General features: G+C 65.5%; 13 protein-coding genes. 7 read left to right on the top strand and 6 right to left on the bottom strand.

Going from position 1 to position 15596, the window contains the following annotated elements:
- Positions 1–27: 27 nt before the first annotated feature.
- The 4 genes from BW991_RS15920 to BW991_RS15905 are packed head-to-tail and all read right to left on the bottom strand — an operon-like array spanning position 28 to position 3527.
- Positions 28–1332, bottom strand: coding sequence for an FAD-dependent oxidoreductase (locus tag BW991_RS15920; protein WP_076603095.1), 1305 nt, complete (start codon positions 1330–1332; stop codon positions 28–30).
- Between the two features lie 23 nt (positions 1333–1355).
- Positions 1356–2438 carry an electron transfer flavoprotein subunit alpha/FixB family protein gene (locus tag BW991_RS15915; protein WP_076603094.1) on the bottom strand — a complete coding sequence of 361 codons (1083 nt, stop codon included), beginning with the start codon at positions 2436–2438 and terminating at the stop codon, positions 1356–1358.
- Positions 2439–2448: 10 nt separating this feature from the next.
- On the bottom strand, positions 2449–3294 hold the full coding sequence (locus tag BW991_RS15910; RefSeq protein ID WP_076603093.1) for an electron transfer flavoprotein subunit beta/FixA family protein: 846 nt from the start codon (positions 3292–3294) through the stop codon (positions 2449–2451).
- 11 nt (positions 3295–3305) lie between these two features.
- Complete coding sequence (locus BW991_RS15905; RefSeq protein ID WP_076603092.1) at positions 3306–3527, bottom strand: 4Fe-4S binding protein; 222 nt, start codon at positions 3525–3527, stop codon at positions 3306–3308.
- A 259-nt stretch (positions 3528–3786) separates the two neighbouring features.
- On the opposite strand from BW991_RS15905, the gene BW991_RS15900 reads away from it, so the two are divergent.
- On the top strand, positions 3787–5892 hold the full coding sequence (locus tag BW991_RS15900) for a DUF1631 family protein (RefSeq protein WP_076603091.1): 2106 nt from the start codon (positions 3787–3789) through the stop codon (positions 5890–5892).
- A gap of 74 nt (positions 5893–5966) precedes the next feature.
- Here BW991_RS15900 and BW991_RS15895 read toward each other — a convergent pair whose 3' ends face one another.
- Both BW991_RS15895 and BW991_RS15890 read right to left on the bottom strand, forming a co-directional pair.
- Positions 5967–6926 carry a LysR family transcriptional regulator gene (locus BW991_RS15895; RefSeq protein ID WP_076603090.1) on the bottom strand — a complete coding sequence of 320 codons (960 nt, stop codon included), beginning with the start codon at positions 6924–6926 and terminating at the stop codon, positions 5967–5969.
- 332 nt (positions 6927–7258) lie between these two features.
- The gene (locus BW991_RS15890; RefSeq protein WP_076603089.1) at positions 7259–8164 is read right to left on the bottom strand and encodes a LysR family transcriptional regulator; all 906 of its coding nucleotides are present in this window, start codon (positions 8162–8164) and stop codon (positions 7259–7261) included.
- 162 nt (positions 8165–8326) lie between these two features.
- On the opposite strand from BW991_RS15890, the gene aliA reads away from it, so the two are divergent.
- The 6 genes from aliA (at position 8327) to BW991_RS15860 (ending at position 15429) form a co-directional block, all read left to right on the top strand.
- The gene (aliA, locus tag BW991_RS15885; protein ID WP_076603088.1) at positions 8327–9985 is read left to right on the top strand and encodes a cyclohexanecarboxylate-CoA ligase; all 1659 of its coding nucleotides are present in this window, start codon (positions 8327–8329) and stop codon (positions 9983–9985) included.
- 75 nt (positions 9986–10060) lie between these two features.
- Positions 10061–10528 carry a CBS domain-containing protein gene (locus tag BW991_RS15880; RefSeq protein WP_076603087.1) on the top strand — a complete coding sequence of 156 codons (468 nt, stop codon included), beginning with the start codon at positions 10061–10063 and terminating at the stop codon, positions 10526–10528.
- Between the two features lie 76 nt (positions 10529–10604).
- On the top strand, positions 10605–11957 hold the full coding sequence (locus BW991_RS15875) for a GntP family permease (RefSeq protein ID WP_076603086.1): 1353 nt from the start codon (positions 10605–10607) through the stop codon (positions 11955–11957).
- Positions 11958–12239: 282 nt separating this feature from the next.
- Complete coding sequence (locus BW991_RS15870; RefSeq protein ID WP_244551723.1) at positions 12240–13061, top strand: aldo/keto reductase; 822 nt, start codon at positions 12240–12242, stop codon at positions 13059–13061.
- Positions 13062–13288: 227 nt separating this feature from the next.
- Entirely contained in the window at positions 13289–13990 is a 702-nt protein-coding gene (locus tag BW991_RS15865; protein ID WP_244551722.1) for an NADPH-dependent F420 reductase, read from the top strand.
- A 167-nt stretch (positions 13991–14157) separates the two neighbouring features.
- Entirely contained in the window at positions 14158–15429 is a 1272-nt protein-coding gene (locus BW991_RS15860) for an NTP/NDP exchange transporter (protein WP_076603084.1), read from the top strand.
- The last annotated feature ends 167 nt before the right edge of the window (positions 15430–15596 follow it).

The raw sequence follows: 15596 nt of genomic DNA, 5'->3' as shown, positions 1-15596 counted from the left end.
CCAGTTTTTCAGTGGCGCATGCGCGGCTCAGCGGGCCTGAAAGGCACGCCACAGCTTGAAGGCGTCGCCGAGCAGGCCGAACAGCGAACGGGCCTGCACGAAGCTGCCGCGAATTTCGCGTTCCTTGCTCTTCTTGTCGATGCCGTCGACCTTGACCATGGTGTGCGCGGCGCGGTTGAGCAGTTCGGGGTAGGTGGTGAAGAACTGCGAATTCTTGTGGAAGACCTCGGGCATGTGGCGGTACTTCTTGAGGTCCTTCATCACGAAGCTCTGGTCGAGGCGCTCGCGGTAGTTCTTGAGGTTTTTAGCCGAACACTCCTTGCCCGCCGTCTTGAGGTCGATCAGCGTCTGCGCAGCGATCTGGCCGGTGGTCATGGCCAGGTTCGAGCCTTCGCGGTGGATGCCGTTGACGAACATTCCGGCATCGCCGGCGATCATCCAGCCGTCGCCATAGACTGGCGGCATGGCGTTGTAGCCGCCTTCGGGGATCAGGTGGGCGGCGTATTCCTTCATCTCGGAACCGGCCAGCAGCGGCTTGATCGCCGGGTGTTCCTTCATCTGTTCGAGCAACTGGTAAGGCGTGATCTTCTGGTTCTTGAAGTCCGACAACATGCAGCCGATGCCGAGCGTGATCGACTCCTTGTTGGTGTAGAGGAAGGCGGTGCCCATCATGCCGGCGGTGACCTTGCCCGCCATTTCGATCACCACGCCCTCGTCTTCGCCGATGTTGAAGCGCGCCTCGATCGTCTCCTGCGGCAGGAAGTGGATTTCCTTGACCGCCAGCGCGATGTCCTTGGGCTTGAGTTCCTCATGGAAGCCGGCGCGCTTGGCAAGCAGCGAATTGACGCCGTCGGCGAGGATCACGCAATCGGCGAAGACGTCGCCGTTCTTGCGGTCGGTCCGCACGCCGACCACGCGCTGGCCGTCCATCAACAGTTGCTGCACCGTCGTTTCGCAGATCACCAGGCCGCCGGCTTTCGTCACCTGTTCAGAGAACCACCTGTCGAACTGGGCACGGATGATGGTGTAGCGGTTGTACGGCTCGCGGTTGAATTCCTCGGAGCGGTAGTTGCTGCCGACGTAGGAATCGTCGTCGAGCACCCAGACGCGTTGTTCGATCAGGTGGCGTTCGAGCGGCGCCGATTCGCGGAAATCGGGAATGATCTTCTCGATCGCGTCGGCATAGAGGATCGCGCCCTGCACGTTCTTCGAGCCGGGATATTCACCGCGCTCGATCTGCAGGACTTTCAGCCCTGCCTTGGCGGCCGTGTAGGCGGCGGCGTTGCCGGCCATGCCGGCGCCGACGACGATGAGGTCAAATTTTTCGGCCATGAGTTTTCTCCTCGAATTGCGGTTCAGCCGGCCCGGCGCGCTAGCGCGATCTGGGCGCGGAAGGCTTCGGTCAGCGCAGGCAGGATCTGCATCGCGTTGCCGACGATGCCGTAGTGCGCGAAGTCGAAAATCGGCGCGTTGGGGTCGTTGTTGATCGCGATGATCACGTCCGAACCATCCATCCCGACGCGGTGCTGGATCGCACCCGAGATGCCGGCGGCGATGTAGAGCTTGGGCCGCACGGTCTTGCCGGACTGGCCGACCTGACGATCGAGCTCGACCCAGCCCGCCTGGACGATCGGCCGCGAGGCGCCGACTTCGGCGCCGAGCACCTTGGCCAGGTCCCAGACCAGCTGGAAGTTCTCCTGCTTCTTGAAGCCCCGTCCGCCGGAGACGATGATGTCGGCGAAGGCGAGCTGCGGCTTGTCCTGCTGCGCGTCGGGGATGAATTCGAGCACTTTGGTGATGATCGAGCTTTCGATGATGGCCAGCTTGTGCTCGACGATGCGGCCGCTACGCGCGGTGTCGGCGTCGGGCATCGCCATCACCCGCGGCCGCACGGTCGCCATTTGCGGCCGGTGGCGCTGGGTCATGATCGTGCAGAGCAGCGAGCCGCCGAAAGTCGGCCGGGTCGAGGCGAGGTTGCGCGAATCGGCTTCGATCACCAGTTCGGTGCAATCGGCGACCAGGCCGGTAGCCAGCGTCGTCGCCACCGAACCGGCGAGGTCGCGGCCCAGCGTCGAGGCGCCGAGCAGCATGATTTCCGGCTGGTAGGTATCGACCAGTTCGGTCAGTGCGCGGGTGTAGGGTTCGTTGCGGTAGTCGCGCAGCACTTCGTCCTGCGCCAGATAGCAGAGGTCGGCGCCGTAGTGAAAGGCCTCACCGCAGATTTGGCGCGTCCGCTCGCCCGGCGGGCCCATCACCACACCGGCGAGTTCGACGCCGAGGGCGTCGGCCAGTTTGCGGCCTTCCCCGAGCAGTTCCCACGACACCGGATGGACGACGCCGCGTTCGGCCTCGATGAACACCCAGACGTGCTTGTAATTGACGAAGCGCGGGTCGAGTTCGACCTTCTTGCGCGCCGGCTTCTTGACGGGTTCGTTCATGATTTCGTCCTCACTTGGCCAGACGTTCTATTTCGCGTTCGAGCTTGGGATGCTGGGTGAACACCTTGGCGAGCAGCGTGACGACCAGATTCTTCGGGTCGTTGTCGACCGTCTCGATGATCTCGGCGCGCTGACTGCGCGGCTTCGGCGCAAAGACCTTGCCTACGACGGTCGGACTGCCTTTCAGGCCGACCACGTTCGGGTCTTCGATCCCGGCCGCGAGGCGATCCCACTGTTTGAGCGGGTGGCGCGCGGCGCGGAACATGTCGTCCATGTCGCCGTAGCGCATTTCGTTGGTGCCTTCGAGCATGGTGATAAGGCAGGGCAGCTTGGTTTTCAGCACCTGTACGCCGCCTTCGGCGCGCCGCTCGACCAGGATTTCGCGCTTCTCGTGGTCGATCTCGCGGATCGCGGAAACGTAAGTCAGCAGCTGGTAGTCGAGCCGCCTGGCGATGCCGGGACCGACCTGTGCGGTGTCGCCGTCGATGGTCTGCTTGCCGGTGAAGATCAGATCGACCGGCATGTTCTCGCGGATCTTGCCGATCGCCGCCGCCAGCGCGTACGAAGTGGCCAGCGTGTCGGCGCCGGCAAAGGCGCGGTCGGATACCAGGATCGCGTCGTCGGCGCCAAAGGACAGGCACTTCCTGAGCGCCACCTCGGCCATCGGCGGCCCCATCGTGATCACGGTCACCGTTCCGCCGAAGCGGTCTTTCAACCGCAAGGCTTCTTCCAGCGCGAACAGATCGTAGGGGTTGATGATCGCCGGCACGCCTTGGCGCATGATGGTGTTGGTGACCGGATGGACCCGGATCTGCGCCGAGTCGGGCACCTGCTTGATGCAGACTACGCTGTGCATGGCGATCCTCCTCAGGCGGCCTGGTAACGCGGCACACTCTTGTCGATCACCACCGTGCCGTCGGACGGACAGGCGACCAGACATTGCGGATCATCGAAATGACCGATGCATTCGGTGCACAATTCCGGCTTGACGATGAATGTGCCGTTCTTTTCCTTGATCGCCGTGTTCGGGCATTCGATTTCGCAGGCGCCGCAGGCGGTACACGAAGAGGTGATGATTTTGTAGGCCATGATGTCCTCGCTGGTTGGAGATGCCGGATTGCATCGACTAACCGCTACTTTGCAGGACCTGTGCCAGGGCGATTTTTATATCCGAACGAGGATATAAACGAGTAAAAACAATGCACTAGGCCGTGTCGTTTTTATGCCAATGCGACAGTCGCCGACGTTTTGTCGGTCGCTGACTGTGCCGTTTCGGACGATCGCGTGACGTGCGGAGAGTGCATTCGAGTAATAATTGGCGGAAACGATTCTCGGAATCAGGCCTGATATGACCGAAAATGGCGCCACCCCCCTCGGTGAGCTCGTGGCGGGTTGCCGTGCGCAGATGGAGAACGACCTGTGCGAGTTGTTCGAGGAACTGGGGCCCGTGCTGACTCAGGTGGCGATCACGCGCATCAATACCAGCCGCGACCGTGCCGAGAGCAGAGCCGCCGCCTCGCTCAAGCTGGCCCTTCCGACACAGTGGGGAAGGGTGGCCTCTTCCCTCAGGGCCAATCTCGCGGCGCGCGCCGTGCATGCTACGAAGTCGGGCTACGGCCTGGCCGATCAGGAGAACCTGCGGCTGCTGAGCGCAGCTGAGGAATCCGTCCAGCTTGCAATGCGCGAGGTGCTGGATCGCGTGACCCTGGCCTGCCGCGACGAGACCAAGCCGCTGGAGCGGCGAATCAATTACCTCGTCCTGCGCAGGGCCATGCAACCTGGTGACAAGACCTTCAATGTCGCCGCGCTGTGGTCCTGCATCGAGGCGGCGTGCGTCGAGGTCACGACCGACACGGGTCCGCTCATCCTGTTGCTGCAATTGATCGGCGACCAGATGGCCATAGAGATGCCGCAACTCTATCGGGTGGTCAACGAGGCGATGATCGAGGCCGACATCCTGCCGTCGCTCAAGCGCAGTTACCGGGACCCGGTGCCGGTCGACGCCCACGAAGTAGCGGAGGAATCCACCAAGGTGGCAAGCGCCCTCGACCGCCTGGTTCAGGCGCGCACAGTCGAGACGGGCGCCAGAGACATGCCCAAGTCAGGGACTGCCAGCCAGGAGCTGTTCAACTCGCTGAAAACGCTGCAGGCGGTGCCGCAGGCGGGAACCCCCGGCACGCACACTAACGTCGTACGCATGGTGCGCGACAGCGGCGCCGCGCGCGACGTGAAGCCACTTGAGGCCGTGACGCTCGACATCGTCGCCAAGCTGTTCGACCTGATTTTCAGCGATCCCAACGTCGCGGATGGCATCAAGGCACTGGTGGCCCGTTTGCAGACGACGGTGCTGCAGGCCGCCATGCTGAACCAGCGCTTCTTCGCCGACCGGGGCCACCCGGCACGGCTCTTCCTCGACAGCCTGTCGGTGGTTGCCGTGCGCTTGGGCAAGGTCGTCAACGCGGAAGACCCGTTTTATCTGAAGCTCTCCGAGCTGGTCGACAAGGTACAGAGCACCTACGACGGTGACATGGCGGTGTTCGATTCCGCCAACGCCGAGCTGGACGCCTTCCTCTCCGAGTGCGAGGAACGCGACGAACAGCAGAATCGCGCGCTGGCCGACGCAGTGCTCGCCCGCGAGGAGGAAATGCGTCTCAAGCGCGAAGCCCAGGCGCGGGCCCAGAAGGTGGCGGATGCCTGCATCGCCCGCGTGCTGGTGCCGGAGGCGCCATTCGAGATCGAGGAGTTCCTCCGCAGCTACTGGCGCGACGTCGTGCAGAGCCGCATCTCGCAGACCGGCGAGGAAGGTGCGCCGACCGTCGAGGCCCTTCAGGTCGCTACCGATTTACTGCGGTCGGTCACGCCAAAGCATGTGGCGGGAGACCAGCAGCGGCAGGCCGCGTCGCTGCCGGCACTGCTGAGTGAGATCAACGTCGGTTTCGACGAGATTGGTTCGGCGCCCACCGAGCGCAAGGCCTTCTTGGATACGCTGCTTGACCTGCAACTCGCCGCCATGCGGGCGAAAAACGCCGGCGCCGCCAAGGCGATTAAGGCCGTGAAGGCGCGCCCGCGCGGTGCCGGACCGACCTTGCAGGTCAGCCATGCGACGGACGTGGGGGTCCGCGTCCAGGACATCTCGCTACCGGCCAGCGAGGGCCTCGACGGGGAAAACATACCGGATCGTGCGGATCTTCGCCGAGTGCGTCAGTTGGTGCGAGGTGACTGGGTGGACTTCACCACGGTGGGACAGACCCGCCGCGAGCGCCTGACCTGGATCAACCGTAGCCGCACGCTCTTCCTGTTCAGCAACAGCGCTTCGCCCTGTGCGATATCGATCACACCCGAAGCGCTGGCCGTGCGCCTGAAGAACGGAACGGCGCAGATCGTGAAGCTCGACCGGCCGATCTTCGAGCGAGCCATCCATGGCGCCATCAGGTCGCTTGATCAGCGCGCCTGAGCACGAAAGTCGAACCTCATAGCGTGGCCGCTTGCCGCCTCCGGGCGATTCCCTGCCCGATTCCGAAAGCTGTTTCAACGCTCCGGAAAGGGCGGGTTCCCGGTCGCGATCAGCCGGGCTTCGCGCCAGCTGCCGTCCCGGCAGAGCTTGCCGATCAGCGCGTGCAGCACCCGGGCGACTGCCAGGGTGGCCGCGGAGGCAGGAATATGCCGCGAGGCGCAGAGTACGACGCGGCGGCTCAGGTCTTCCGGTGCGATGGGGACGGCCCGCAGCGTGCCGTTGTCCAGTTCGTGCTGCATCGGCATCGGTGGCAGCAGGGTGTGCCCGAGGCCGGCGAGCAGGCTGGTGCGCAGGATGCTGATGGAGCTGATGTCGGCGATGACGTTGGGGGCGGCGAGGCCGGCCTTCCACGCTGCGGCGTCGACGATGGGGCGGACTCCATGCGGCGACGCGGGCAGGATGAGGGGCATTCGCAACGCTTCGCGCAGGCTGATGGGGCCGCGTGGCGCATCGGGCGCTGCCGCCGGCGAAATCAGTAGCAGCGATTCCTCCAGCAAGGGGTGGCAGCGGAATTCATCGAGGAGGCCGTCGTCGAAGAGGACCGCGAGATGGATCAGGCCGGTGCGCAGCTGCGGGATCAGGTTGCCGGTGAGTTCCTCGGTCAGCTCCAGTTCGACGCGCGGCAAGGCCGAACGCACTGCCTTGAGTAGCGGCAGAGCCAGCGCTTGCGAGACGCTGTGCGGTATGCCGAAGATCACCTTGCCTGCCGCTTCGCCCTCCGTCTGGGTGACGCTCTGCCGGGCATCGTCCACCTGGCGCAGGATGGATACTGCATGCGGATGGAAAGCCCGGCCGGCCGGCGTCAGTTCCACCCCGCGCGGCAGGCGATGGAACAGCGGCGGGCCGAGTTCATCTTCCAGTTGCGCCAACTGGTGGCTAAGCGCCGACTGCGCGACATGGACCACCGCGGCGGCCTTGGAAAAGCTGCCGTGTTCGGCAATGGCGAGAAAGTAACGGAGCTGGCGCAGTTCCATGTCGGGGGCAGGGAAAGGACCTGCTCAGTCTATCTGATATAGAGATGGCAGTATCGCAATTATGAAATTTTCAGATTCATCTGCCTGAGGTCTAATGGCGACAACTGATCTGCACCGACGCTTCCGGCCACAAGCCGGGATGCTCCAGCCAAACCCGGCTCCGGTTGGTGCGAACAGGCGCTTTTTACCGCAAGCGTTGCCCCGGCAGGGGATCGATCAAGGGCAGGCCGGCACGTCCGGGCTGCCCTTGTTTTTTGGGCGGCTGCATGACGTCCTGGTGCGCCACGCCGCGGTTCGTGCGCGCCAAGGCGCACTACTGGCCGGCAGCGCGGTCAGACGTTGCGCAGGAAGTCCTCCGGACGCTGCTCGATCAGGTTCCGGATGAAGTCCCACACGACGCGGACGCGCTTGATCCGCAGCAGGTCTTCGGGTGCAGCGATCCATAGGGTGCGGGTCACGAGCGACTGTCCGGGGAATACGCAGACCAGGTCGTCCGAAAGATTGGCGACGAAGGGCGACAACGCCACGAGACCCATTCCGGCCGCCGCGGCCTCGCGCTGGGCAAGGATGCTGGTGGAGGTGAAGATCCGCCTGGGATGTGGCGTGAGTTCTTCCAGGACCCGGAAGAGGCCGCTGAGCGAGCCGTCGTGGATGTAGTCCACGAAGTCGTGCTCGGCGATATCGCTCAACTGGCGGATGGGCGGGTGGGAGTCGCGGTAGCCGGGCGAGCAGTAGATGGAAAAGTCGACGTCGGTCAGGCGTGCGACCTTGTAGCGTCCTGCCTCGGGAGGGTCCAGGGTGATCAGGATTTCGACCTCGCGCGTGACCAGGCTCGGATACTGCGGCTGGGGCATGAGCTGGACATGCAGATCGGGGTGCTCGCGATGCAGTTTCGCCAGGCCGGGGGCGATCAGGTGAATGCCCACGCCTTCCGGGGTGCCGACGCGCACCGACCCCTTCAGCCGCACGCCCAGGCCCACGCTCTCCTCGACGGCTTCGAGCAGGGCGCTTTCCATTCTTTCCGCATGCGGGATGAGCGCCTGACCGGCATCGGTCAGCGAATACCCGGTGCGCCGGCGATCGAACAGGACGACGCTGAGGTCGGCCTCGAGCCGGTCGATGCGGCGCGAAACCGTCGAGTGTTCGATCCCCAGCCGCTCGCCTGCGAGCGAAATCGTGCCCAGGCGAGCGACCGCGAGGAAGACGCGCAGGTCGTTCCAGTCAGGTAGGGAGTCCATGCGCACTATTGTGCATTGACGCACAGGGCGTGTGCAACTTCTTGCTTTGGTGAGGGAAATTCGAGCCCGATAATCCGCGAGAACAGGGTCGTGTGCGTCGTCCAATGCGCGATGTTGCACCGGATCGACCGCACTCGCTTCATACCAACAAGGAGACAAGCAATGGACTTCGACGCAGTCTTGCTACCCCCCCGTCGTGCCGCCTGCATTGCCGCGGGCCTGTGGCCCGATCGCACGATCAATGATGAACTCGAGGTGTGCGTCGCCACGTATCCCGACAAGGTCGCGCTGACCGCAATGCGCGCCGAAGACGGCGAAGTGCGGCGGTTTACGTACCGCGAACTAGCCGCCCTGGCCGATCGCGTCGCCGTCGGCCTGTCGCGCCTGGGTGTGGGCCGCAACGACGTGGTGGCGATGCAGCTGCCGAACTGGTGGCAGTTCACGGTGGTGTATCTCGCGTGCGCGCGCATCGGCGCGGTGATCAATCCCCTGATGCCGATCTTCCGCGAGCGCGAGCTGTCCTTCATGCTCGGCCACGGCGAGGCGAAGGTGCTGATCGTGCCGAAGAGCTTCCGCGGCTTCGACCACGAGGCGATGGCGCGCGGGCTGCAGCCGACCCTGCCGGCGTTGAAGCGCATCGTCGTCATCGACAGCGACGGCCCGGACTCCTTCGAGGCGCTGCTCACGGCGCCGGCCTGGGAGAAGGAACCCGACGCCGCGGACATCCTGACGCGCAGCCGGCCGGGCCCCGACGACATCACGATGCTGATGTACACGTCCGGCACGACCGGCGAGCCCAAGGGGGCGATGCATTCGACCAACACGGTGATGGCGAACCTCGTGCAGTACGCCCGGCAGCTGCGCCTGGATCATGACGATGTCGTGCTCATGGCCTCGCCGATGGCGCACCAGACCGGTGCGGCGTACGGAATGATGCTGCCGATCCTGCTGCACGGGCGTTCGGTGATCCTCGACAAGTGGGAGCCGGCGAAGGCGGTCGAGCTGATCCGGGCGGAAGGCGCGACCTTCACGATGGCCTCGACGCCCTTCCTGACCGACCTGACGAAGACCGTGCAGGAATCCGGGCTGCCGGTGCCGACCCTGAGAAGCTTCCTGTGCTCCGGCGCGCCGATTCCCCCCCCCCCGCTGGTCGAGCAGGCGCGCAAGGTCCTCGGCACCAAGATCGTGTCGGCCTGGGGCATGACCGAGATCGGCGTGATCACGATGATCGGCCTCGACGACGACGACGAGCGCGCCTACACGACCGACGGCAAGGTGATCCACGGCGCCGAGGTCCGCATCGTCGATGACGCGGGCGTCGAGCTTCCGCGCGGCGAGGTCGGCCGCCTCGTCGTGCGCACGTGCTCGGCCTTCGGCGGCTACCTCAAGCGGCCGCAATGGAACAACGTCGATGCCGACGGCTGGCTCGACTCGGGCGATGTCGCGAAGATGGACGAGCAAGGCTACATCCGCATCAGCGGCCGCAACAAGGACGTGATCATCCGCGGCGGCGAGAACATTCCGGTGTTCGAGATCGAGTCCCTGCTGTACCGGCATCCGGCCGTCGAGCAGGTGGCGATCGTCGCCTACCCGGACGAGCGCCTCGGCGAGCGCGGCTGCGCCGTCATCGCACCCAAGGCCGGCCAGACGATCGACTTCGCGTCGATGGTCGATTTCCTGAAGGCGCAGAAGGTCGCCATGCAGTACATCCCCGAGCGCCTGATCGTGCGCGAGACGATGCCCTCGACCGCGACGGGGAAGATCCAGAAGTTCAAGTTGCGCGAGTTGCAGCGCGAGGAGCTTAGCCTCCCCCAGCGCTAGGCGGTCATGCCCCGTTCGAACATCCACGGGACAGCAAGCGATGTTCGATAACACATACAAGGTAGGAGACAGGCAATGGAAAAGACCGTGAAGACGGCCCGGCAACTGGTGGCCGAGGTCGGGGTCGGCGTGGTTTCGGTCGGTCCGGACGACCCGGTGATGGCGGTGTTGCAGGCGATGGCCGACAAGGACGTCAACGGCGTGCTGGTGATCGACAATGGGCAATTGCTCGGTATCGTCACCGAGCGCGACTACGCCTTGAAGGTGGAGTTGAAGGGCCGCACGGCCAGGGAGACCCGGGCGCGCGAGATCATGACCAGCGATGTGATCTGCGCCTCGGCCGATGACTCCTGCGAGCGCTGCATGGCAGTCATGCACAGCGAGTGGGTGCGTCATCTCCCGGTGATGGAGCAGGGCAAGGTGATCGGCGTGCTTTTCTTGCGCGACGTGCTGAAAGAAGTGGTCGCCGAGGACGAGCACCTCATCAAGGATCTCGAGCGCGAGCGCATCGAATCCAGCGGTGCCACCGGCGGCAACTACTGACCAAGCCCTCCCACACCTCACCGGGTTCTCGAAAATTTACGAATTCATCGTCATCCTGGCCGCGCTCGCGTTTCTGATGTTCGTCGCGTACCGCGGTTTCAGTGTCATCATCTTCGCACCTGTCGCCGCCCTCGGCGCAGTGCTGTTCACCGATCCGTCGCTGGTGCCGGCCATGTTCACCAGCGTGTTCATGGACAAGATGGCCGGCTTCATCAAGCTCTACTTCCCGGTCTTTCTGCTGGGCGCCGTGTTCGGCAAGGTCATCGAGCTGTCCGGCTTCTCGAAGTCGATCGTCTCCGCGGTGATCAAGCTCGTCGGGCGCGACCGGGCGATGTTCTCCATCGTGCTCGTCTCCGCCATCCTGACTTACGGCGGCGTGTCGGTGTTCGTGGTGGTGTTCGCGGTCTACCCCTTCGCCGCCGAGATGTTCAGGCAAAGCGGCATACCGAAACGCCTCCTGCCGGGAACGATCGCCCTCGGGGCCTTCAGCTTCACCATGGATGCGATGCCCGGTACGCCGCAGATCCAGAACATCATCCCCTCGGCTTTCTTCAAGACCAATGCCTGGGCGGCGCCCTGGCTCGGCCTGGTCGGCTCGGTCTTCATCCTGCTGGTGGGACTGACCTATCTGACCTGGCGGCGCAAGCAGGCGGCGGCGAGGAACGAAGGCTATGGCGAAGGGCACCACAACGAACCCGAGCCTTTCTCCGGTGAGGCCTTGCCCAACCCCTGGATCGCCATCCTGCCCCTGCTCGCCGTGGGCGTGCTGAACCGGGTTTTCGGCGCCTGGATTCCGCAGCTGTACGGCAGCACCCACGAAATCGTGCTGGCCTCGGGCGGCAAACCGATCGTCACCGAGGTTTCCAAGGTCGCCGCCATCTGGGCGGTGGAAGCGGCGCTGCTGGTGGGCATTCTCACCGTGCTGGTGTTTGCGTTCCGGACGGTGAAGGCGAAGTTCGCCGAAGGGACCAAGGCGGCGGTGTCCGGCACGCTGCTGGCGTCGATGAACACGGCTTCGGAATATGGTTTCGGTGCGGTGATCGCGATCCTGCCGGGTTTCCTGATTGTCGCCGACGCACTGAAGGCCATCCCCAACCCGCTGATCAATGAGGCGATCACGGTCACCACGCTGGCGGGCATCACCGGCTCGGCCACCGGCGGCATGAGCATCGCGCTGGCAGCGATGTCGGAGCAGTTCATCGCTGCGGCCAACGTTGCCGGCATCCCGATGGAAGTCCTGCACCGGGTCGCTTCCATGGCCAGCGGCGGCATGGATACGCTTCCGCATAACGGCGCGATCATCACCCTGCTGGCGGTCACCGGCCTCACGCATCGCCAGGCCTACGGCGACATCTTCGCCATCACCTGCATCAAGACCGTGGCGGTGTTCGTGGTCATCAGTTTCGTCTACCTGACCGGGCTGTACTGAGCACCGCGTTCGCCACAAGCAGAGGAAACAGACGCGCTGTCGGCGGCGAATTTGCCGCGCATCGCGGCACTCGGAGGGCATCCCCGCGGTCAGAGCTTGCAGAGGCCGTGCTTAGGCCGTTGTGTGGAGGGAGGGTGCATGTCCAGCCCGTTGTCCCCGATGATTTCCGCCCGTGGAATGACGCGAGCGCAATTCCTGCGGCTTGCGGCGGGCGCAGCTGCCGCCCTCGTCATCGGCGGCCGGGCTAAGGCTCGGGCTCTCGGCGAGTCTTCCGGAGGTGCGATGCTGACGCGTCCGATTCCTTCGACCCAGGAGCGCTTGCCCGTCATCGGACTGGGCACGTACGTGGGTTTCGACGTCCCGCGCGACTCGACGGAGTATCGGCGCTTGCCCGAGGTGTTGCGGACCTTGTTCGAGGCCCGCGGGTCGGTGATCGATACCTCGCCGATGTATGGGCGGGCGGAGGCGGTGACGGGCGAACTGCTCGCTGCGGCCGGGCTGCGCAGCAAGGCCTTCGTCGCGACCAAGGTGTGGACGCACGGGCGGGCCGAGGGTATCCGCCAGATGCAGGAGTCCATGCGGCTGCTGCAGGTGGAGCGCCTGGACCTGATGCAGGTGCATAACCTGGTCGACTGGCGGGTGCATCTGTCGACGCTGCGCGACTGGAAGGCCGAGGGGCGCGTGCGCTACATCGGCATCACGCATTACACGCACGGCGCCTACGGCGAACTCGAGGCGGTGATACGCGAGGCGCAATTCGATTTCGTTCAGGTCAATTATTCGGTCGACGAAACGGAGGCGGAGCGGCGCATCCTGCCGCTGGCGGCCGAACGCGGCATGGCAGTGCTGGTCAACCGGCCCTTCGGTGGCGGTCGGGTGTTGCGCCGCCTGCGCGACCGGCCGCTGCCGCCGTGGGCGGCGGAGATCGGGGCGACGAGTTGGGCGCAGGTGTTGCTGAAGTTCGTGCTGAGCAATACGGCGGTGACGTGCGCGATTCCGGGCACCGGCCGGCCGGAGCATATGGCGGACAACGTGCGCGCGGCGATCGGCGCGCTCCCCGATGCGGCGTTCTGGAAGCGCCATGTCGATTCGATCGGCGCCTGAGCCGCGGGGCAGGGCGCTGCGCGGTTTATTGAACCGGTGAAATACCGTTCGGGCTGAGCCAGCCCTGGCAGCGCCCTTCGACAAGCCCGGGACGAACGGTTGTATTTGATTGCCGCCTGAATAATGCTGCGGAGGCAAGGATGATTGCGCAAATCCGGTCCCTTTTTCGGCCCGCTCTCCTGTCCGATCGGGCATTCGGTTCTCCGACCGATCGTCGCCGCCGCCGCGTGCTGATCTTCACCGCGATCGCGACGGCGGTGCTGGCGGCGCTGCCGCGCGTCGTGCTCGGTGCGTCGGACGGTTTCCGTATCGGCATCATCGGCACCGGGCGGATCGGCGGTGCGCTGGCGGCGCTGTGGGCCAAGGCCGGTCACGAGCTGCTGATCTCCTCGCGCCATCCCGACGACCTGAAGCCGCTCGCGGCGCGGCTGGGCTCCAACGTGCGGGTGGGGACGCCGCGCGAGGCGGCGGCCTTCGGCGATGTTGTGCTGATCGCGGTGCCGTACGGGGCGCTGCCGCAGGTGGGGCGCGACTACGCGGGACTGATGGCGAGGAAAGTGGTGCTGGAGACCGGCAATCCGCGTCCCGAACGCGACGGGCCGATGGCGACGCCGGCATTGAACCGGGGCACCGGGGTGGCGTCGGCCGAATACCTGCCGGGGGTGCGCCTGGTGCGGGCCTTCACGTCGGTGCCGTATCTGGCGCTGCGCAGCGAGGCGCATCGCAGCGGGGAGCGCGTCGGCGTGCCGCTGGCGGCGGACGACCGCGACGCGCTGGCAGTTGCCGCGCGGCTGGTCGAGGATGCGGGCTTCGAGCCGGTGCCGGTCGGCGGGCTGGCGCGCGCCCGGGATTTCGACGTCGGTTCGCCGGTGTTCGGGCGGGCGCTGACGGCGCGCGAGCTGCGGCAGGCGCTGGGCGTCGCGCGCTGAGGGCGCCGGGGATGCGCCCGCGTGTCGAATGCGCCTTGGGCTCGGCTGCGGGCGGGTGAACAATGTTGTCGGCCCGGCAAGCAAATACCGTTCGGGCTGAGCCTGTCGAAGCCCTGCGGAGCGTCTGCCCTTCGACAGGCTCAGGGCGAACGGGGATGGGTTAGCTGATGGCCGCGTTAATCGGGGGACTCGTCCGCCGCGTGGTGCCGGTGCGCGAAGGCGAGACGCTGCCCTTGCTGCTCGCGACGGCCTACGGTTTCGCGATCCTGTATTCCTACTATCTGCTGCGCCCGGTGCGCGACGAGATCGGCGCGGCCGACCGCGGCAACCTGCAGGTTCTGTGGACCGCCGTATTCGTCGTGATGCTGCTGGCGGTGCCGCTGTATTCGGCGGCCGTGGCGCGCTGGCCGCGGGCGGTGTTCGTGCCGCTGGCGAACCGCTTTTTCGCCGCCAATCTGCTCGTTTTCTATGCCGCTCTGTATCTGCTGCCCGAATCCGCGCGGGCCTGGATAGACCGCGTGTTCTACGTGTGGGTGAGCGTGTTCGCGCTGTTCGTCGTCACGGTGTTCTGGGGCTTCGTCGCCGATCTGTTCCGCCATGAGCAGGGCAGGCGCCTGTTCGGGTTCATCGCGGTCGGTTCCTCGCTCGGCGGCATCGCGGGTTCGGCGACGACCGCGGCGCTGGCGCAGCATGTGCCGGTGTTCCTGTTGCTGCTGATGGCGGTGCTGCCGCTCGAAGTGGTGTCGTGGTGCGCGCGGGCACTCGACCGCCATGCACAGCGCCAGCCGGCCACGCTCGCACGCGAACCGGAGGCGCGCATCGGCGGCAGCGCGTGGAGCGGCGCGCGGCTCGTGTTACGTTCGCCGGCCTTGCTGCGCATTGCGCTGTGGCTGCTGCTGATGACCTTCGCCTCGACGATCCTGTACTTCGTGCAGGCGCACATGCTGGGCGAGGCGTACGCCGACCGGGCGCTGCGGCGGGTGTTCCTGGCCCGCGTGGACTTCGTCGTGAATGTGTTGACGATCGCGACGCAGATCTTCCTGACGGCCCACATCCTGCGCCGCCTCGGCGTGGGGCTGACGCTGGCGCTGCTCCCCGCGGTCGCGCTCGTCGGCTTCGTCGCGCTCGGCACCGCGCCGGCGCTGGCCGCGCTGGTGGTCGTGCGCGTGCTCTACGACAGCAGCCGCCATGCGCTTGCAAAGCCCGCGCGCGAGGTGCTGTTCACGCTGGTCGGCCGCGAGGAGCGCTACAAGGCCAAGGCCTTCATCGATGCGGTGGTGTATCGCGGCGGCGATCTCGCCAGCGGCTGGATCTACGCCGGGCTCGCGGCGCTGGGCCTGTCGGTCGGCGCGATCGCCCTGGTTGCGGTACCGGTCGTGGGGGGCTGGATCCTCGTCGCGCGGCAGTTGGGGCGTCTGGAAGAGCGCGATTCCACCTGAACCCCGGCTGCCGGGCCCGCAGCGTTGAGGATTTCACCGAGTGGCGGGCCGCCGGATGCTACCGTGCATTCCACGACTATAATTGCAGATCGTGCCGAGGTCGGCTTGTTGCATATGACATATCATCGATATTCCGGTTTGCGGGGCTTCCGACATTTTCCGTTCGA

Source organism: Aromatoleum tolulyticum (assembly GCF_900156155.1).
Lineage (GTDB): Bacteria > Pseudomonadota > Gammaproteobacteria > Burkholderiales > Rhodocyclaceae > Aromatoleum > Aromatoleum tolulyticum.
Note: the sequence above shows the minus strand (reverse complement) of the source record. Positions and strands in the feature narration are given on the sequence as shown.

Bases quoted from the DNA above. Each gene is read 5' to 3' on its own strand.
- BW991_RS15915 (WP_076603094.1), bottom strand. From the start codon at position 2,438: ATGAACGAACCCGTCAAGAAGCCGGCGCGCAAGAAGGTCGAACTCGAC.
- BW991_RS15905 (WP_076603092.1), bottom strand. From the start codon at position 3,527: ATGGCCTACAAAATCATCACCTCTTCGTGTACCGCCTGCGGCGCCTGC.
- BW991_RS15890 (WP_076603089.1), bottom strand. From the start codon at position 8,164: ATGGACTCCCTACCTGACTGGAACGACCTGCGCGTCTTCCTCGCGGTC.
- BW991_RS15895 (WP_076603090.1), bottom strand. From the start codon at position 6,926: ATGGAACTGCGCCAGCTCCGTTACTTTCTCGCCATTGCCGAACACGGC.
- BW991_RS15875 (WP_076603086.1), top strand. From the start codon at position 10,605: ATGTTCGTCGCGTACCGCGGTTTCAGTGTCATCATCTTCGCACCTGTC.
- BW991_RS15870 (WP_244551723.1), top strand. From the start codon at position 12,240: ATGCTGACGCGTCCGATTCCTTCGACCCAGGAGCGCTTGCCCGTCATC.
- aliA (WP_076603088.1), top strand. From the start codon at position 8,327: ATGGACTTCGACGCAGTCTTGCTACCCCCCCGTCGTGCCGCCTGCATT.
- BW991_RS15910 (WP_076603093.1), bottom strand. From the start codon at position 3,294: ATGCACAGCGTAGTCTGCATCAAGCAGGTGCCCGACTCGGCGCAGATC.
- BW991_RS15880 (WP_076603087.1), top strand. From the start codon at position 10,061: ATGGAAAAGACCGTGAAGACGGCCCGGCAACTGGTGGCCGAGGTCGGG.
- BW991_RS15860 (WP_076603084.1), top strand. From the start codon at position 14,158: ATGGCCGCGTTAATCGGGGGACTCGTCCGCCGCGTGGTGCCGGTGCGC.
- BW991_RS15900 (WP_076603091.1), top strand. From the start codon at position 3,787: ATGACCGAAAATGGCGCCACCCCCCTCGGTGAGCTCGTGGCGGGTTGC.
- BW991_RS15920 (WP_076603095.1), bottom strand. From the start codon at position 1,332: ATGGCCGAAAAATTTGACCTCATCGTCGTCGGCGCCGGCATGGCCGGC.